14 protein-coding genes are annotated in these 18,271 nt (G+C 69.1%); 12 read left to right on the top strand and 2 right to left on the bottom strand.

The features are described 5' to 3' along the window. Positions 1-6: 6 nt before the first annotated feature. The 12 genes from IPJ17_14860 (at position 7) to IPJ17_14805 (ending at position 15,173) form a co-directional block, all read left to right on the top strand. The gene (locus tag IPJ17_14860) at positions 7-810 is read left to right on the top strand and encodes a biotin--[acetyl-CoA-carboxylase] ligase (protein QQR72766.1); all 804 of its coding nucleotides are present in this window, start codon (positions 7-9) and stop codon (positions 808-810) included. Beyond that, positions 807-1,616 carry a type III pantothenate kinase gene (locus IPJ17_14855; GenBank protein QQR72765.1) on the top strand — a complete coding sequence of 270 codons (810 nt, stop codon included), beginning with the start codon at positions 807-809 and terminating at the stop codon, positions 1,614-1,616. Before IPJ17_14860 ends, IPJ17_14855 begins: the two co-directional genes overlap by 4 nt. Continuing rightward, positions 1,609-2,280, top strand: coding sequence for a hypothetical protein (locus IPJ17_14850; GenBank protein QQR72764.1), 672 nt, complete (start codon positions 1,609-1,611; stop codon positions 2,278-2,280). The genes IPJ17_14855 and IPJ17_14850 overlap by 8 nt, the downstream gene beginning before the upstream one ends. A 45-nt stretch (positions 2,281-2,325) precedes the next feature. Continuing rightward, on the top strand, positions 2,326-4,569 hold the full coding sequence (locus IPJ17_14845) for a DNA internalization-related competence protein ComEC/Rec2 (GenBank protein ID QQR72763.1): 2,244 nt from the start codon (positions 2,326-2,328) through the stop codon (positions 4,567-4,569). 88 nt (positions 4,570-4,657) lie between these two features. Continuing rightward, positions 4,658-5,593: a tRNA (adenosine(37)-N6)-dimethylallyltransferase MiaA gene (gene miaA, locus IPJ17_14840; GenBank protein ID QQR72762.1), complete on the top strand. Its 936-nt coding sequence runs from the start codon at positions 4,658-4,660 to the stop codon at positions 5,591-5,593. Beyond that, positions 5,590-5,802, top strand: a complete 213-nt coding sequence (gene hfq / locus IPJ17_14835) for an RNA chaperone Hfq (protein ID QQR72761.1) — start codon at positions 5,590-5,592, stop codon at positions 5,800-5,802. Before miaA ends, hfq begins: the two co-directional genes overlap by 4 nt. Positions 5,803-5,824: 22 nt before the next feature. Further along, the gene (locus IPJ17_14830; GenBank protein QQR72760.1) at positions 5,825-7,159 is read left to right on the top strand and encodes a hypothetical protein; all 1,335 of its coding nucleotides are present in this window, start codon (positions 5,825-5,827) and stop codon (positions 7,157-7,159) included. Beyond that, entirely contained in the window at positions 7,156-7,701 is a 546-nt protein-coding gene (locus IPJ17_14825) for a CDP-alcohol phosphatidyltransferase family protein (GenBank protein ID QQR72759.1), read from the top strand. The genes IPJ17_14830 and IPJ17_14825 overlap by 4 nt, the downstream gene beginning before the upstream one ends. Positions 7,702-7,751: 50 nt before the next feature. Beyond that, positions 7,752-11,216 (top strand): DNA polymerase III subunit alpha, encoded by a 3,465-nt coding sequence (dnaE, locus tag IPJ17_14820; GenBank protein ID QQR72758.1) that lies wholly within the window; start codon positions 7,752-7,754, stop codon positions 11,214-11,216. Between the two features lie 26 nt (positions 11,217-11,242). Further along, positions 11,243-13,921 (top strand): CBS domain-containing protein, encoded by a 2,679-nt coding sequence (locus tag IPJ17_14815; protein QQR72757.1) that lies wholly within the window; start codon positions 11,243-11,245, stop codon positions 13,919-13,921. Beyond that, positions 13,918-14,577, top strand: coding sequence for a hypothetical protein (locus IPJ17_14810; GenBank protein ID QQR72756.1), 660 nt, complete (start codon positions 13,918-13,920; stop codon positions 14,575-14,577). The genes IPJ17_14815 and IPJ17_14810 overlap by 4 nt, the downstream gene beginning before the upstream one ends. After that, positions 14,574-15,173: an RsmD family RNA methyltransferase gene (locus IPJ17_14805; GenBank protein ID QQR72755.1), complete on the top strand. Its 600-nt coding sequence runs from the start codon at positions 14,574-14,576 to the stop codon at positions 15,171-15,173. Before IPJ17_14810 ends, IPJ17_14805 begins: the two co-directional genes overlap by 4 nt. On the opposite strand, the gene IPJ17_14800 is transcribed toward IPJ17_14805, so the two are convergent. Together IPJ17_14800 and IPJ17_14795 are read right to left on the bottom strand one after the other, a co-directional pair. Next, positions 15,163-16,620 (bottom strand): NADH-quinone oxidoreductase subunit N, encoded by a 1,458-nt coding sequence (locus tag IPJ17_14800; GenBank protein QQR72754.1) that lies wholly within the window; start codon positions 16,618-16,620, stop codon positions 15,163-15,165. The genes IPJ17_14805 and IPJ17_14800 overlap by 11 nt on opposite strands. A gap of 6 nt (positions 16,621-16,626) precedes the next feature. After that, positions 16,627-18,270 (bottom strand): NADH-quinone oxidoreductase subunit M, encoded by a 1,644-nt coding sequence (locus IPJ17_14795; GenBank protein QQR72753.1) that lies wholly within the window; start codon positions 18,268-18,270, stop codon positions 16,627-16,629. Position 18,271 lies beyond the last annotated feature (1 nt).

Here is an 18,271-nt window from a genome sequence, read left to right as displayed (position 1 = left end):
TCGGTGGTGGCGGAACGTCGCGAGAGCTTCCACCCGACTCCCGACGAGTTGCGTCGGCTGCTCGCCGGATCGGGACCCGGCTGGCCGGCGAATCTGCTCGTCGCTTCGACGCTCGACTCGACCAGTCGGATGGCACGGCGCCTGGTCTCGCGCCTGCTCGAGGACGACGAGAGCGTGCCGAGCTTCGTCGTCGTCGGGCTTCACCAGTCCGGCGGCAAGGGGAGGGAAGGGCGCACCTGGTGGAGCCCGCCGGGAGCCGGTCTCTACGCGACCTGGGTCGCGACGGTGCCGATCGCCGATCTGAGCTGGTTGCCGCTGCGCGTCCCGCTGGCGCTGTGCGAGGCCCTGGACCGTTTCATTCCGGGACGGTGTCGCATCAAGTGGCCGAACGATGTTCTGGTCGAGGGACGGAAGATCGGCGGCGTGCTGATCGAAGCGGTCCGTCGAGCGTCGCCAGAGGCCGAGGTGCTGATCGGATTCGGGGTCAACCGGTCGCACCCGACCGAGGAGATGCCATCGTTGCGTGCCACCTCGCTCTGTGGCGAGATGGTCAATCCTCCGACCCTCGCTGAGCTGATCCGGGTGACCCTCGAGCGGGTCGGGGCGGTGCTTTCGGCGCCGTCTTCTCCCGCCGACCTGCTCGCCGCGTTTCGCGCCCGGCTGATCCACCAGGTCGGGGAGACCCTGCAGGTGCGGATGGGCGACGAACGGATCGAAGGGAGGTTCCTCGGCGTCGACGATTCCGGGTTCCTGCGACTCGAGGTGTCGGGCGAGGAGAAGCGGATCGCCGCGGGAGAGGTCGTCCAATGAGCCGAGATACTCGCAACGAACGGGGAGACGAAGGGCTCCTGGTCGCGGTGGACGTCGGCAACACGAATGCCGTCTTCGGGATCTACCGCGGCGCGGAACTGGTGCACAGCTTGCGGCTGTCGACCAACGCCGAGCGAACCGCCGACGAGTACGGCGCCATGCTGCTGCCGCTCTTCGAGCGCGCCGGTCTCGATCCTTCGCACGCCGAGGCGGTGATCGTCTCCTCGGTGGTCCCGCCGCTGCAGGCCACACTCGATCGGCTGGCGCGGCAGTATTTCGGCTGCAAGGCGCTGTTCGTCGAGCCGGGCATCCGCACGGGAATGCCGATTCGCTACGACAACCCGGGCGAGGTCGGGGCCGACCGGATCGTCAATGCCGTGGCGGCACGCGAGATTTACGGTTGTCCGGTGGTGGTGGTCGATTTCGGCACGGCGACCACGTTCGACCTGGTCAACGCGGCTGGCGAGTATGCCGGGGGCATCATCAGCCCGGGCATCATGATCTCCGCCGAAGCGCTGTTCGCTCACGCCGCCAGGCTCTACCGGGTCGACGTCCGCCGACCCGCACAGCTCATCGGGCGTAACACCGCCTCGGCGATGCAGGCCGGGATCTACTTCGGCTACATCGGACTGGTCGACGGCATTCTCGAACGGCTCCATGCCGAGGTTCCGGGCATCAAGGCGGTCGTGGCCACCGGTGGACAGGCTGAGCTCATCGCTTCGGGTTCGCGCTTCCTGCGCGAAACGAATCCCATGCTCACCCTGATCGGCCTGCGACTCATCTACGAGCGCAACCGCGGTGGCTGAGGACGACGACTCCGCTGGCGACCAGGAGTACTTCGCGGCGGTGGAAGCGCGGTTCGTCAGCCGGCGCGGCAAGTCGACGCTGCTGTCGTCGGCTGACTGGCAACTTGCCCGCGGCTGGAGGCGCGAGGGAATCCCGCTCGACCTCGTGCTGCACGGGCTCGACCTCGCCTTCGAGCGCTACCGAAGCGGAAGGCGCCGCAACACGCTTTCGAGCCTGCGCTACTGCGAGCCGATCGTGCAACAGCTCTGGGAGGAGCGGCTCTCGCTCGGTCCGGCGGCGCCCCTTCGTCCGGCGGCGCCCGAGCTCGACGTGGCCGACCGCCTGACGCGGCTCGCTGCCGCCCTCCCCGCAGAGCTCCCCGAACGCGAGACGCTGGCCGAGGCGATCCGCCGTCTCTCGGGCTCGGCCGAAGCGGTCGAGTCGGGCCTGGCAACGCTCGAGGCCCGATGGCTCCGCGCGGCGAGTGGAGCGCTCGACGCCGAGAGCCGCGACCAGCTAGAGGCGGGAATCGAGCGCTCGTTGGCGGCGGTCCGCGCACGCCTGGACCCGGCGGCCCTCGCCGTGGCCCACGACCGACTGCTCGGCCAAGCCCTGCGGCGGCGATTTGCCCTGCCGGAGCTGTCGCTTTTCTCGTCGGCGCTCGACCGCGACCGAGAAATCTGACCCCACACGGAAGATCGCGAGGGCTCGCTCGCGTCCTAGGAGGGCGTGAGGGACCTCCTCGGACTTCCTGCGATCGGACTCAGTCTCGGTGTCCTTTCTGGGCTGTGGCTCGAGCTCCGCCTGACCGATGCCCCGCACCCGGCCCTGCTCGTCGCGTTGACTGGCGTGGCCCTGGCGGCGCGTCGACCCTGGGGGCCGTCGCTCGCCGGTCTCGCCTTCGGCGTCCTGGTCGGCGTCGTCGACGACCGCCCCGGCCGCGAGGAGTTGCTCCAGCTCGCTCCGTCTCGCGCGGTCGAGGCGGTGCTCGAGGTCTCCGCGCCGGCGCAGCGATGGGGAGAGACCTGGATGGCGCCGATCGAGCTGCGCATGGTGCGCCAGGGCGAGCGCGTGCGGCTCGGAGGCGGTGCGGCCTGGTTGAGCCTCGGCGGTTCGAGAGCACCCGTGGCGGGCTCGCGCCTGCGCGTGCGCGGCTACCTCTCCCGGTCGGTCGGATTCGCCAACTTCGACCCGCCTCGATCGCGTCCCGCGTGGCGGCTCCGGGTGAAGAGCTGGCAGGTGGTCGAGGTCGAGCGCCCGCCCGGCCGTCTCGGCCGCCTGCAGTGGAGCCTCCGGGAGCGGGCCGTGGAGCTCGGCGGCCAGGGGATCGGCCCGGCGTTGGCCAGGGCCCTGGTGCTCGGCGAGTCGCGCTCGCTTCCCGATCGCGTCGTCGGTGGGCTCCGGCGCACGGGCCTCTTCCACCTGCTCTCCCTGTCGGGCCTTCACGTGGCGATGCTCGGCGGGCTCGTCCTGCTGCTCGCCAGCCCGCTCGGTCGACACGCCCAGCGACTGCTCGCGGCGCTGGCGATCCTTGCCTACGTGATGATTGCCGGGCCGTATCCGGCCTTGCTCCGGGCCGTCGCCATGGGGCTCCTGGCGATCCTGGCGCTGACCCTGCGGCGCCGGCCGCTCGCGCCGAATGCCCTCGCCGTGGCGGCCGCGATTCTCGCCGGGACGTCGCCGTCTCTGATCGACGACCTGGGATTCCAGCTCTCGTGTTCCGCCACGGCGGGTCTCATCCTGCTCGCCGGGCCGCTCGGTCGCCGATTTTCCCGGCTGCCGGCGTGGCTCGCCAGGTCGCTCGGCGCGACGCTGGGGGCCCAGATCGCCTCGTTGCCCTGGGCGCTTCCGGCGCTCGCGACCTTCAGTCCGGTCTCTCCGCTCCTGAACCTTCTGGCCGTACCGTGGACCTCGCTCGTGCTGGCCTGCTCGCTTGGCTGGTTCTCGCTCGTGGCGATCGCCCCGTCTCTGGCCGTCGCGACCGCGCCGATCCTTGATCGGATCGCGTTTCCGGTCATTCTGCCGGCTCGATTGCCGCCGTCCTCGTGGGTGACGCTCGCCTGCCCAGCGGGATTTCCGGCCGCAGTCGGGCTTTCCACTCTTGGTGCGAGCCTGTTCCTGCTCCCGAAAGCTCGCCGGCGATCGCTCGGCATGCTGATCGCCTTGGCGCTGCTTGATGGCGGGGGGCGCCGACCGGCGCCGAGCTTCGAGGTTGCGTTCCTCGACGTCGGCCAGGGGGATGCGATTCTCCTGCGCGACGGCGATTCGGCCGCTCTCGTCGATGGCGGCGGCGTCCTCGGTCTGGACCTCGCGCAACGGGTGCTGCTCCCTTCGTTGGCGCACCTCGGGCTGCATCGTCTCGAGCTCGTCGCCCTGACCCATCCGGACTTCGATCACTGCGGCGGATTGCGTGACCTGGCTGCGACCATGCCGATCGATCGCCTCGTGCTCCCGTCTGGACTTGCCGACTCCGGTTGCGTCGGGGACCTGGCGACGAGCTTCCACGGGCGAACGACTCCGGTCGCGACGGGATCTGAGCTTGCCGTGGGGCGGTGGCGACTGCGCGTGCTCTGGCCACCCCCCGATCGCGGTCCCGCAGGAGAGAACGACCGTTCGCTGGTCCTTGTCGCAGCAGGCGGTGGCCGAACGGTGCTGCTGTCCGGAGATCTCGAGGTCGCCGGCGAACGAGCCCTTCTCGCCCGTGGCAGCGTGCCGGCCTGCGACGTGCTGAAGGTCGGGCATCACGGCGGCGAACGCTCGAGCTCGCGCGAGTGGCTGGCGGCGGTGGCGCCACGCCTTGCCGTGTTGTCGTGCGGCATCCGCAACCGCTACGGTCATCCGTCACCCGGGGCCCTCTCTCGACTTGCCGCACAGGGTGCGCGGTTGCTGCGCACCGACCGGGACGGGGTCGTCGTCCTGCGCTGGAAGCCGTCCGGCCCGCTGTGGCTCGATCTTCCGGCTTCGCCACGCTGACTCGGGGAGCGGCGGCTGGTGCCTCGCGCGGTGTCCGATCGAGCGTCCGTCCTCCGGCTGGGCAGAGGGACGTCGTACACTCCATCGTGTGGAGTCGCTGATCGCCCTGCTCGGCCCGACGGCGGTGGGGAAGTCTGCCCTCGCCATGGAGCTCGCGGTGGAATGGAGCGGCGAGCTGGTCAACGCCGACGCGCTGCAGCTCTATCGCGGCCTCGACATCGGCACCGCCAAGCCCTCCCCGGCCGATCGCGCGGCCGTGCCGCATCACCTGATCGACATCGTCGAACCCGGCGAGAGTTGCAGCGCCGGCGCCTATGCCGTCCTCGCGCGGCAGGCGGTGCGGGCGATCCAGGCGCGAGGCTGTCTGCCCGTCCTCGTCGGAGGCAGCGGGTTCTATCTTCAGGCCACGCTCGACGGCCTGGGCGCGGTTCCGCCCGCATCGACGGAGATCCGTTCGCGACTGCGCTCGCGGCTCCTCGAGGATGGTCTGGCGCCGCTCGTTCTCGAGCTCGCGCGGGTGGACCCGGAGAGCCACGCGCGCATCCCTCCGGGTGACACCCAGCGCGTGTTGCGTGCGCTCGAAGTCTGGGAGCTGACCGGCGAGGCGCTCTCCGCATGGCATCGGCGTTCGCCGATCGGTCGTGATGCCCTTCCGGCGTGGCGGATCGGATTGACCCTGCCGCGCACGCTTCTGTACCATCGCATCGAGACGCGCGTGCATGGGATGCTGGCGGCTGGATGGGTCGACGAGATCCGATCGCTTCTGGCGTCGGGCGTGTCCTCGGCGTCGCCGGCGTTCCAGGCCATCGGCTATCGCCAGTTGGCTGCCCACCTCGAGGGGCGGTCGTCGTTCGACGAAGCGGTGGCGGAGACGATCAAGGCAACCCGCCATTTCGCCAAGCGGCAGGAGACTTGGTTTCGCCGGGACGAACGCATCCGCTGGTTCGACGCGCGCGACATCGATTCGGTCCGCAGCGAGGTGCGGACGTGGTTGGCGAACCAGGGCGTGGGAGCGAGAGCATGAACAAGCCGAGCATCAACATCCAGGACGGATTCCTTTTTCAGAATCTGAAGGACGGCAAGCCGCTGACCGTCGAGCTGGTCACCGGAGGCCGGATCGAGGGACGGATCCGCCGTTTCGACCGGTTCGCCGTGGTCTTCGAAAGTGCCGGGCGAGAGGTTCTCGTCTACAAACACGCGATCGCGACCATCGCCACCGGCGGCGAGAGCTGAGCTTCGTGGAGTGATGCGCCGGGTGAGGCCGTCTCGGCTCCTCTTCTTCGCGCTCGGCTCGGCGCTCGCTCTGGCATGCGCCAGGACAGCGCCTCGACCGGTTCGCACGCCACTTGCCGAATCGATTCGGCGATTTCTGGCATCGCCCGTCGAGGGCGTCCGAGCGGGCGGGCCCGGGCCGCAGGACGCCGCGGTTTCGCGCGCCTTCGCGGCGCTACTCGCCGGCGACGTCGATCTGGCCGAGGGACAGGCCAACGCGCTCGTTCGCGGTGTGCCCGGCGACGTCGCGTCGCTCGCTCTGCTCGCTGAGGTGGAGCTGGTCCGTGGCCGAACCGCCGACGCGGTAGCCCGGCTGCAATCGCTCTCCGAATCCGAGCCGAGCTATCCGGCGGTCCAGCTCACCCTGGGCCGGGCGAGCGAGTTGGCGGGTGACTTTGCGACCGCCTTTCTCGCCTACCAGCGGATCGGCGCCTCGGTTCCCGTGGCCGCGGAGCGCGGCGCCGCGCTCGGCCCGGAGGCTGCCGGGCAGGTCGCGGCCCGCTTGCAGAGTGCCCTCGACGCCGGAGACACCAGCGCAGTCGACAGGTGGCTCGCGTGGCTGGAGCGTTGGCTGCCGCGCGAGAGGGCGACGGTGGAGGCTCGGCGCCTCGTCGCCGCCAAGCGGGGAGACCTCGCCGGCGAGCTCAAGGCGGTGCGGCGGCTCTCGGCGGAGTCGCCGGGAGACCGGACGCTCCTTTGGCGGCTCGGCGAGCTCGAGCTGGCAGCCGGCGACCCCGGAAAGGGCCTGGAGATCTTCGAGGGGCTCGCGGCGCGTTCGCCGGGGGACCCTGCCGTCGCCGAAGGGCTCGCCAAGGCGCGCTTTGCGTGGCGCCTGGCCACCCTGCCCAGTCAGGTCCAGTTGGCCGTTCGCAAGCCGCAGCTCACCCGAGCCGATCTCGCGACGATGGTCTATTGGCTGGTGCCCGGAGTCCGCACCGGGCGACCGTCGGCCGGGGCGATCGCCAGCGACGTGCTCGATCATCCCCGCCGCGAGGAGATCGTCCGGGTGGTGAACTTCGGTGTGATGAGAATCGACGACAGCCTTCACCTCTTCGAGCCCGGGCGGCTGGCGTCCCGCGGTGAGGTCAACGCGACGATGGCGCGCCTGCTCTCGCTGTTCGGCAAAGGGCGAGGCTGCACGAGGACGACCGGTAGCGGTGGCGACGGAGCCGGCAGGGAAGGGACTTGCGGTCTGTTGCAGCGCTGTCAGGTGGTGACGTCCACCTCGGCCTGTCTCGCGCCGGCGGCGCCAGCGGGTTCGGAGGTCCTCGAGGCCTTGCGTCGGACACTCGATGCGCTCGGTGAGGTCGGCCGATGACCATTCCGAACCTGCTTTCGCTCGCGCGGATGGGTCTGATCCCGCTCTTCATCCTCGCGGTGCTGGAAGGCAATCCCGCCCGGGCGCTGCTGGTCTTCGGGGTCGCCGGATTGAGCGACGCACTCGACGGATTCATCGCCCGCTTCTGGAATCAGCGCTCGGCGCTGGGGGCCTACCTCGACCCGATGGCCGACAAGCTCCTGCTCGTTTCGGCCTACGTCGTCCTGGCGATCCCTGGCGTGGTCAAAGGAACGCCGGTTCCGGTCTGGGTGGCTGCCCTGGTCATCACCCGCGACGTGGTGATCGTCGTCGTCGCTCTGGTGCTGTACTTGGCCAACGGCATCTCGCGCTTCCAGCCGTCGGTGCTGAGCAAGGTCAATACCGGAGTGCAGGTGCTCACCGTGCTTCTGGTGCTGCTCTCCGGTGTTTCGGCGGAGTTCGAGGCCCCGGCTCTCGTCGCGGTCTACCTGGTGGCCGTCTTCACCCTCGCCTCGGGCATCGACTACATTCGCCTGACGCACCGGATGGCAGGCAAGCGGTAGCCGCTCGGCTATGCTTGGGAAGCCACCCCGCGGAGGTGGCGAGACCCGACATGTCTTCCTTCGTCCATCTTCACCTGCACAGCCAGTTCAGCCTTCTGGACGGGGCGAATCGGCTCGACGACGTCTGCGGGGCGGCCGCGGCGCTCGGAATGCCGGCGCTCGCGCTGACCGACCATGGCAACATGTTCGGCGCGATCGAGTTCATGGCCGCAGCGAAACGGGCCGGGGTCAAGCCGATCGTCGGCATGGAGGCCTACGTCTCGCAGGGGAGCCGACTGGACCGTGACCCGGCGCGTTCGAGCAGCAACCACCTGGTCCTTCTCGCCGAGAACGAGACGGGCTACCGCAATCTGCTGAAGCTGACGACCCGCTCCTACCTCGAGGGTTACTACTACAAGCCGCGCATCGACCATGAGCTGCTGGCGCGGCACAGCGAGGGGCTGATCGGCCTCTCGGCGTGCCTCAAGGGCGAGGTCAACGAGCGGATTCTCGCGCGGCAGACGGCCGAGGCCGAGGCGACGGCGAAGTCCTACCGCGAGATCTTCGGCGACGGCAATTTCTTCCTCGAGCTCCAGGATCACGGCATCCCGGCGCAGCGCCAGGCGAACGAGGTGCTACGGAGCATGTCGCGACGGCTCGGCATTCCCTTGGTCGCCTCGAACGACACGCACTATCTCCGCCGCGAGGATTCCTTCGCCCACGACGTCCTGCTCTGCATCGGCACCCAACGGATGGTCTCCGACAGCGATCGCCTGCGCTACGCCTCGGACCAGTTCTACCTGAAGTCCGACGCCGAGATGGCCGAGCTCTTCCCGGAGGACCGGTCGGCCCTCGAGAACACGCTGGCGATCGCCGAGCGCTGCAATCTGACGCTGCCGAGCGGCGTTTACCACCTGCCCGAGTTCCGCGTGCCGGACGGCTTCACCCTCGACTCGTACTTCGAGTCGGTGGTGCGCGAGGGGCTCGACGAGCGCTTGCAGGAGGTGGGACGCCGGCGCGCCCGGGGGCTGGCGCGGTGGGACGACGACGTCTACCGGCAGCGACTGGAGATGGAGATCGGCGTCATCGAGCGGATGGGTTTCTCCGGCTACTTTCTGGTGGTCTGGGACTTCATCCGCTTCTCGCGTGAACACGACATTCCGGTCGGTCCGGGCCGCGGATCGGCCGCTGGCTCCCTCGTCTCCTACGCCCTGCGGATCACCGACATCGACCCGCTGCAGTACGACCTGCTGTTCGAGCGCTTCCTCAATCCGGAGCGCATCAGCATGCCCGACATCGACATCGATTTCTGCATGCGGCGGCGCGGTGAGGTGATCCAGTACGTCAGCGAGAAGTACGGTCGCGACCACGTGGCGCAGATCATCACCTTCGGCACCTTGGCGGCCAAGGCGGTGATCCGCGACGTCGGGCGTGTGCTCGGGCTGCCGTACGCCAAGGTCGACCGCATCGCCAAGCTCGTTCCGGACATGACCCGCTCGCTGGGCGAGGCGGCGCGCGAGGTCGACAGCCTCAAGGCGGAGGTGGAGCGCGACCCGGAGATCAAGCAGATCGTCGAGGTGGGCAAGCGGCTGGAAGGGCTGACTCGCCACGCCTCGAAGCACGCCGCCGGCGTCGTCATCACGCCGCAGCCGATCGAGGAGCTGGTTCCGCTCTGCAAGACGAACGACGACGAAGTCATCACCCAGTGGGACATGACGGTCATCGAGAAGCTTGGGCTGCTGAAGATGGACTTCCTCGGCCTGCGCACGCTGACGGTGATCGACGACACGCTGAAGATCCTGCGCCGACAGGGGACCGACCTCGATCTCGACTCCGTACCGCTCGACGACGCGAGCGTCTTCCGTCTGTTCTGCGAGGGGCGGACGAGCGGCATCTTCCAGTTCGAGTCGAGCGGCATGCGGGACATGCTGCGCCGGGCCACGCCGTCGAAGTTCGAGGATCTCGCCGCGCTCAATGCGCTCTACCGGCCCGGCGCGCTGTCGGTCGGCATGGTCGACACGTTCATCAAGCGCAAGCACGGGCGCGAGCGTGTGTCCTACATCCTGCCGGAGACGCGACCGATCCTCGAGGAGACGTACGGCGTCATCGCCTATCAGGAACAGGTGATGCAGATTGCCGTGGCCGTGGCCGGCTTCACCATGGGTGAGGCCGACGTGCTGCGCAAGGCGATGGGCAAGAAGAAGGCCGAAGTGATGGCCGAGCAGAAGCAGAAGTTCGTCGACGGCGCTGATCGCAAGGGGTTCCCCCGCAAGCGCGCCGAGGAGCTCTGGGAGTACATCGAGCCCTTCGCCGGCTACGGCTTCAACAAGAGTCACAGCGTGGCGTACGCCATGCTTGCCTACAAGACGGCCTATCTCAAGGCGCACTTCCCGGTGGCGTTCATGGCGGCGATGTTGTCGTCGGAAATGTCGTCGACGGACGACGTGGTCAAGTACGTCCAGGAGTGCCGGGAGATGGGCATCGAGGTCCTGCCTCCGGACATCAACGAGAGTCACTGGCCGTTCACCGTGGTGCAGGAGAAGATCCGCTTCGGCCTGGGCGCCATCAAGGGGCTGGGCGAAGGGGCTGCCGAGTCGATCCTCGAAGCGCGGAGACGGCTGGGCGGCTTCCGTTCCCTCGCCCATTTCGCCTTCGAAGTCGAGAGCAAGCAGATCAACCAGAAGGTCTTCGAGTGCCTGATCAAGTCCGGCGCCTTCGACTCCTTCGGTGCCCACCGGGCGGCTCTGGCCGCCGCCCTCGATCGCGTGGCCGACGACGCGGCCCGGCGCCGCAGGGAACGCGACGAGGGGCAGACGACGCTCTTCGGCGGAGTGGTGGAGAGTGAACCGGCACCGGACCCACGGACCGAGCCCTGGGCGGAACAGGAGCGACTCCGCTTCGAGAAGGAGGCGCTCGGCTTCTACCTGACGGGCAACCCGCTGAGTCGCTACGAAGGGTTGCTCGATCGGCTCGTGTCGCACAAGACGACCCAATTGCGGGAACGTGTCGAAGGCAAGGTCACGGTCGGCGGGTTGGTCACCCGGATGCGGCGCACGAAGATCAAGTCGGGACCGAATGCCGGCCGGGTCATGGGGCACTTCGTCCTCGAAGACCTCCACGGCGGTCTCGCCGTGGCCCTGTTCACCGACCAACTCCAGCGATTCGAGCCGCTGCTGCAGGAGGAGGCCGTGGTCCTGGTGCGCGGGCTGCTGCGCGAGCGCGGCTCGGAGTGCGAGATGATCGCCGAAGAGGTGATCCCGCTGGAGCGGGCGGCGCAGAAGCTGATCGAGGGCGTCGAGGTTCTGCTCCATCCGGAGCTGGCGACGAGCGAGCTCCTGCGGTTGCGAGATGTCCTCGCCGAGCACTCCGGCGACGTTCCGGTCGTCCTGGCGATGGACCTGCCGACGGGTCGCGTCACCATCGATCCGGAGCAACGCTTCCGCGTCAAGTCGTCGCCGACCCTGTTCGCCGCACTCGAGCGCGTCGTCGGTGCCGGTCGGGTGCGCGAGCTCGGTCCCGGCGGACCGATCGGCTGAGGGCGGACCGGACGAGGGAGCCTCCCGTGGAGATCATCGTCACCCACGTCGGTGCGGATTTCGACGCCTTCGCCGCGATGATCGCCGCCCAACGGCTCCACCCGGGAGCCCGTCTCTTCTTTCCCGGGTCGAGGGAGGAGTCGCTGCGGCGGGCCCTCGCCGCCGGCCTCTGGCGATGCGACGAGATCCGGCGAAAGGAGATCGACCCAACGCGGCTCGCCCGGGTCATCCTCTGCGACATCCGGCAGCCGGAGCGGATCGGCGTGGTCGCCGACTGGCTGCGTTCCGGTGCGGCGATCGAGGTCCTGGCGTACGACCATCATCCGAACGGGGTCGGGGACGTGATCGCAAACGGAGGGTTGGTGGATCCCGCCGCTGGCGCCACCTCGACGCTGATGACCGAGGAGCTCACCCGGCGAGGTCTCGACATCGAGCCCGGGTTGGCGACGCTGCTGCTGCTCGGCATCTACGAAGACACCGGTGCGTTGACCTACGCCACGACCGGGCCGCGGGACTTGCGGGCGGCGGCGGTGCTCGTCGAGCGAGGAGGGGACCTGGGGGCCGTACGCCGTTACGCCCAGCGCGCGCTCGATGCACCGCACCTCGCCGTGCTCTACCGGATGGTCGAAGGGATGGAGATCCACCGCCTCCGTGGACACCGGGTCGGTCTGGTGGCGCTCGAGCTCGGCGAGTATGTCGAGGAGCTCGCGCCGCTCGTCAGTCGTTGTCTCGAGTTGCAGTCGCTCGAGCTCTTTGTCGCGGTCTTCGGCGAAGGGGAGCGCGTCACGGTAATCGCGCGCGGGGAGGTGGCAGGCGTCCACCTCGGTCGGCTTCTGGCTCCGGCCGGCGGAGGCGGACACGCGACGGCGGCCTCTGCCGCATGGCGAGGGGTCACCCTGGTCGAAGCCCGGGAGCGGATTCTCGAGCTGGTGGCGCTGGCGCTCCCGCCCGTGGGCGCGGCGAAGGACCTGATGGTCGCCTCGTTCGTGGCGGTCGAAGCGAACCGGACGATCGCCGAAGGCAAGGAGCTCCTGCTGCGCGGAAAGGTGAATGCCGCTCCGGTGGTCGCCGACGGTCGAGTCGTCGGCTCTGTCTCCCGCCAGCAGCTCGACGCCGCCCTTCAACACGGCCTCGAGCTGCGTCCGATCGCCACGGCGATGAGCGCCGAAGTTCGTTGGGTTCCTCCCGACGCGTCGCTCGAAGCCGCGGCGGAGGCGTTGCTGCAGGGTGGGCCCGCCGGCCGTTTCCTCCTGGTCGGTGACCGCGAGTCCGGGAGAGCCGACGGGCTCGTGTCGCGCCTGGCACTGATGTCCCATCTGCACTCGCGCCTGGTGGCCGAAGGCCGGTCGCTCGATCGTCGCGTCGGCAGCGAACGGATGCGGCACCGTCGGGTCGAGCGTCTGATCGCCGAGAGCACGGGGCCCGCGGTGCAGCGTCGACTGGCGGCGATCCGCGAGCTGGCGGGCGCTCTCGACGCCCGGGTCTATGCGGTCGGCGGCTTCGTGCGCGACCTGCTGCTCGGGCGGCCGAACGAAGATCTCGATCTCGTCGTCGAAGGGGACGGCTCGGCATTCGCTCGGGCACTCGCAGAGCGACTGGGAGGTCGGGTGCGCGAGCACCCGGAGTTCCTCACCGCGGTGGTCATCGACGCGGAAGGGCTGGCCATCGACATCGCGTCGGCCCGCAGCGAGTTCTACCGGGCGCCGGCCGCGCTGCCGGAGGTGCAGTCGTCGGTCTTGCGGCAGGACCTCTACCGTCGCGATTTCACGATCAACACCCTCGCGCTCCGCCTGGGCGGAGAGCGCGACTGCGAGCTGCTCGATTTCTTCGGCGGCGAGAGGGATCTCGACGAGCGGGTGCTGCGCGTGCTGCACAGCCTCTCGTTTCTCGACGACCCGACGAGGATGCTGCGCGCCGTGCGCTTCGAGGTCCGGCTCGGATGCCACCTCGGTGCCGAGACCCTCCGCCTGGTCGAGGTTGCGCTCGCGGAAGGAGCCTTCGCGCGACTCTCCGGTGAGCGATTGCGGGACGAGCTGGCGCTGATCCTCGACGTATGCGAGCAGTTGCCGCGATCGATCGCCCGGCTCGCCGAGTTGGGCATCCTGCGCGAGTTGCACCCGGGCTTGCGGTTGGACGAGGCGATGACCGCACGTCTCGGCCATGTCGCGGCGGTGAGCTCCTGGTGGCGGCTGTCGGGCCTGACGCTCGGCCGTCTCGAGCCTTGGCTCCTCTCCCTGTTCGCCCTGGCTCGCGGACTGGAATCCGCGCAGCGGCACGAGCTGGCCGGGCGGCTCGGGCTCGCCGGCGACCGCGCCGCGCGGCTGGGGGACCTGGACGAGCGCTTGGCTCCGGCCTCCAGGCTCCTCGAGCGCGGCGACCAGACGGAGCCCCATGTCCTCACCGACCTCCTCGCTCCGCTGCCGGGCGAGGAGCTGTTGCTGCTCATGGCGGAGGCGGACGAGGCCGGGCGGGCCGCGGTTCGCCGGTATCTCGGCGAATGGCGCGGGTTCCACCCGCGCCTGCGCGGGCGCGATCTCGTCGCCGCGGGATGGGCACCGGGCCCCGGAATCGGCCAGGCGCTCCGCTGCGTCTGGGCCGCCCGGCTCGATGGTCACGTGACCGAATCGGAAGAGCTCGATCTGGCGATCGCCTGGTTGAGCGGTCGGTACCGGCGTACCGCCAAGAGCCCGGGAGCCGTTCCTTGACGGCCTGGTCGGTCGGCATCGGCATGCCGGTCGCCGTCCTCTGGGCGCTCCTCGCTGGGCCTCCGCCGGCGGTCGAGTCCGGCAAGGGAACCGTCGTCCTGCGGTTGGACTGTCGATCGACGATCGGACGGCGCGAGATCACGCTCTTCGCCAACGGAACCGTTCGTCTGCGCGATGGCGTTCCGGGCAAGGAGAAGATGTCCCTGGCGGAGTTGGGGGCGGCGGAGCGCGACGCCTTCCTGCGGAGGCTCGAAGGGATCGACCTGCACGAGGCGGTCTCCACGAACGACTCCGCTTCGGGCGACTGGATCGAGCGGTGCGCGCTGGAGCTGAAGCTCGCCGGCCGTCCGGAAAGGAGCTTCACCTTCTCTCGCTACGACAGCCTCGGTCTCGGGGTCGATCAGTTGCGGCGGTTGGCTGTCGAACTGGGTGAGGGAGTGGATCCGCGAGGGCGGGACGATCGGCTGCCCCGCGGCTATCGCCCGGCGGTGGGGGACTGCCTGCGCCGGGTCGACGGTGCGGTCTATCGCGTGCACGGAATGACTTCGGACGGCAAAGGGGTCGAGTTGGAGGGGGTCTCGATCCCCTTGACGATCTACCTGCCGCTCGGCCAGCTGGACGGCGAGTTCAGCGCGAAGGTCGAATGCCGGCGGTGAATCGAGGGGCGACGCTGCGCCTGCACGGCGGAGCCCTGCGCGGGCGCCTGCTGCGCGTGCCGCCGGAGGCCCGCCCAACGGAAGGCCGCGTGCGCGAGGCGCTCGGCTCGATCTGGTGCGATCGCCTCCCGGGCGCGCAGGTGCTCGACCTGTTCGCCGGCTCGGGTGCCGTGGCCTTCGAAGCGCTTTCGCGAGGTGCCGCGTTCGCCCTGCTCGTCGACAGCTCGGAGGGAGCGATCGCCGCTCAGCGAGCGAACGCCCGCGACCTCGGCGTCGCCGAGCGCTGCCGCGTCCAGCGCCTCGATCTCCGACTCGATCCCGCGGCCGCGATCGCCAGGATCGCCGGGTCGTTCGACCTGATCTTCGTCGATCCTCCCTACGCCTTCGCGGATTGGGATCGACTGATGGCCTTGGTTTCGGGCCTCCTGGCCCCCTCCGGCGAGGCGGCGATCGAACACTCGCGTCGGATCGACTTGCGCGAGACGTACGGAGAGCTCGGCAGCTCACGACGCCGGGACTACGGCGAGTCGAGCCTGAGCTTCTTCGTCCGCTGCCGGCCCCAGCCGGCGGTGGAGGGGGCGGGTCCTACGGGGTGAGTCGGCCGGCCGCGCTCTGGATCCAGGCCAGGAGACGCCCCGGCCAGATGCCGAGAGCGAGCGTACCGGCAGCCGCGAGGATCGCGGTCGCCCGGCCACCGAAGGCGAGCGGCAGGCCTTCGGGCGAGCATTCCTCTTCCTTCATGAAGAGGACATAGATCACTCGCAGGTAGTAGACGACGCCCACCAGGCTCGCCGCGATGCCGACGAGAGCGAGCCAAGCCTGGCCGTGCTCGATCGCGTGGAGGAAGACCAGGTACTTGCCGAGGAATCCTGCCGTCGGGGGAATCCCGGCGAGGGAGAGCATGCAGACCGTCAGGCAGGCCGAGAGCAGCGGGAAGCGGTAGCCCCAGCCCGAAAGCTCGGAGATCGAGTGCTGCTCACCCGCCCGCCGGTAGAGCAGCGTGATCACCGCGAACGCTCCGGAGTTCATCAACACGTAGGCGGCGAGGTAGACGAAGAGCGGGCGCCAGAAGGCGCGGCCGTCGAGCGAGGCCAGGGGGATGATCGCGTAGCCCATCTGGGCGATCCCGGAGTAGGCGAGCATCCGCTTCAGGTCGCGCTGCACCAGTGCGAGCAGATTGCCGACGACCATCGAACAGACGGCGAGGAGCGCCACCAGCGAAGGCCAGCGATCGGCGACGACGGTGCCGCTGGCGGTCATCAGCAGGTTGGCGAGCACGAATGCGCTCGCCGCCTTCGGGGCGACGGAGAGGAAGCCGACGAAGGGCGAGGGCGCACCCTGATAGACGTCCGGCGACCAGGCGTGGAAGGGGAAGAGACTCATCTTGAAGGCGAAGCCGGCGACCAGCAGGAGCAGCCCGAGGACCAGAAGCGCCGGAGACTCCACCCCGCGCGAGGCGACCGCCACGATGTCGGCGAGCCGCGTCGTGCCCGTCTGGCCGTAGACCAGGGCGATGCCGTAGAGGACGAACGAGCTGACGAACGCTCCCATCAGGAAGTACTTGATCGCCGACTCGGTGGACCAGGCGATGCGGCGGTGGAACGCCGCGAGCGCGTAGAGCGCGAGGGAGAAGAGCTCCAGCGCCAGGAAGAGGGTGAGGAGCTCGGCCGAGCGGACGAGCAGCAGCAGGCCGGAACAGCACCAGAGCAGCAGCGCTTCGTACTCGCCGGAAGCGAGGCGCTCGCGGGTCAGGTAGCCGCGCGACGAAAGCAGGCAGAAGGCCGTGGCAAGGAGCAGGAGCTGAGACCAGGCGGAGGTCAGACCGTTGCCGAGAACCAGTCCGCCGAACGGGGTCGAGGTGCTCGGCAGCCCGACGACGAGCCAGGAGGCCACGCCGACCGCCGCGAGGGCGAGCCAGGCGATCGCGCGCTCGGCTTTCGGCACGAAGGCCTCGAGCAGGAGCAGAAGGGTCGCTGCCGAGGCGAGCCAGATCTCTGGCGCGAGCGCGGCGAGGTCGGAGCTGCGGACGACGAAGTCGGTCATAGGGCGTCAGCGCGGTTTGGCCGAGGGCGCGAAAGGTGGAGACGGAACGAGCGGCACCGGAATGAGGCGGATCCCCCCCGCCGGCGTCAGGGACGGGGCGGTCACGGCCGGTCGCTCGAGGCCGGCGCGGTAGCGTTCGAGCGTCTCGCGAAGCGCCGGCTCGCTCGCTGCGAGGAACGCCCGAGGAGCCACGCCGATCCAGAGCATGAAGATGACCAGGGGCAGGAGCGCGGCGACTTCACGGCCGGACAGGTCGGAGAGCTTCCGGTTCTCGTCCTTGCGCAACGGCCCCCAGATCGTCTCGTGGAGCATGCGCAGAAGATAGACGGCAGCCAGCACGACACCCGAAGCGGCGATGACGGCGGGCCAGATCAGCCCGGCCCGGTAGGTTCCGACGAGGATGAGGAATTCGCCGACGAAGCCGTTCAACCCCGGAAGCCCGACCGAGGCGAGAGTCGAGACGACGAAGAAGAACGCGAACCAGGGCATCACCTTGGCCAGCCCGCCGAACTCGGAGAACTTCTTGGTGTGCCGGCGGTCGTAGAGCATGCCGACGAGCAGGAAGAGCGCCCCGGTGGAGAGGCCGTGATTGACCATCTGCAGGAGGGCTCCCTGCCAGGCGACCAGGTCGGCGGCGAGGAGGCCGAGCATGACGAATCCCAAGTGGGCGATCGAGGAGTAGGCGACGAGCTTCTTGACGTCTTCCTGCACCCAGGCGACGAGAGCGCCGTAGATGATGCCGATCAATGCCGACGCGACGAGCCAGGGGGCGAAGCGCGAGCTGGCGAGCGGGAAGAGCGGAAGAGCGAAGCGCAGGAAGCCGTAGGTGCCGAGCTTCAGCAGGATGCCGGCCAGGATGACCGAGCCGCCGGTGGGTGCCTCCACGTGGGCGTCCGGCAGCCAGGTGTGGAACGGGAACATCGGCACCTTGATCGCGAAGGCGAGGGCGAAGGCACCGAAAAGCCAGGCCTGTTGCGCGGCCGGAAACTGCAAGCGCAGGAAGTCGTCGTAGGCGAACGACCATTGTCCGCCGGCGAGGCGCGAGTAGGTCCACGCCATCCACAGGATGGCGACGAGCATCAGCAGGCTACCCGCCATGGTGAAGAGGAAGAACTTCACCGCGGCGTAGATCCGCCGTTCTCCTCCCCAGACGCCGATGAGGAAGTACATCGGCACGAGCATCACTTCCCAGAAAACGTAGAAGACGAACAGATCGTAGGCGACGAGAGCGCCGAGGATGCCGGTCTGCAGGAGGAGCAGAGACGCGGCGAAGCCGGCCCAGTGCTTGTCGATCCCCTTCCAGGAACCGAGGACCACGACCGGGAGAAGCAGCGAAGTCAGCAGGACGAGCGGCAACGAGATCCCGTCGACCCGCAGGTCGAACAGAACCCGCAGGTTCGGCAGGGAGATCCAGTCGATGACTCTCCCGTCCGGACCGATCTCCCGGAAGGCGAAGCCCGTCGGGCGCCAGTGAGTGACGGTGAAGGCGATGGTGAGGCCGAGGTGGACGAGTCCGACGAGGAGCGTGTAGAGCTTGACCGGCTCTTTGGCCTCGCGTCGGGCGAAGAGGAGCGGCAGACAGGCGAGCGCCGGGAAGAAGACCAGACGCGTCAGGGTGTCGCCGCTCAGCAGTACGAGCAAGGTCCTCATC

It is taken from the genome of Holophagales bacterium (assembly GCA_016699405.1).
GTDB lineage: Bacteria > Acidobacteriota > Thermoanaerobaculia > Multivoradales > JAGPDF01 > JAAYLR01.
Note: the sequence above shows the minus strand (reverse complement) of the source record. Positions and strands in the feature narration are given on the sequence as shown.

What these genes read in the sequence shown, in the direction of transcription:
- IPJ17_14800 (QQR72754.1), bottom strand. Translation starts at nt 16,620, where the DNA reads ATGACCGACTTCGTCGTCCGCAGCTCCGACCTCGCCGCGCTCGCGCCA.
- IPJ17_14825 (QQR72759.1), top strand. Translation starts at nt 7,156, where the DNA reads ATGACCATTCCGAACCTGCTTTCGCTCGCGCGGATGGGTCTGATCCCG.
- IPJ17_14795 (QQR72753.1), bottom strand. Translation starts at nt 18,270, where the DNA reads ATGAGGACCTTGCTCGTACTGCTGAGCGGCGACACCCTGACGCGTCTG.
- IPJ17_14855 (QQR72765.1), top strand. Translation starts at nt 807, where the DNA reads ATGAGCCGAGATACTCGCAACGAACGGGGAGACGAAGGGCTCCTGGTC.
- hfq (QQR72761.1), top strand. Translation starts at nt 5,590, where the DNA reads ATGAACAAGCCGAGCATCAACATCCAGGACGGATTCCTTTTTCAGAAT.
- dnaE (QQR72758.1), top strand. Translation starts at nt 7,752, where the DNA reads ATGTCTTCCTTCGTCCATCTTCACCTGCACAGCCAGTTCAGCCTTCTG.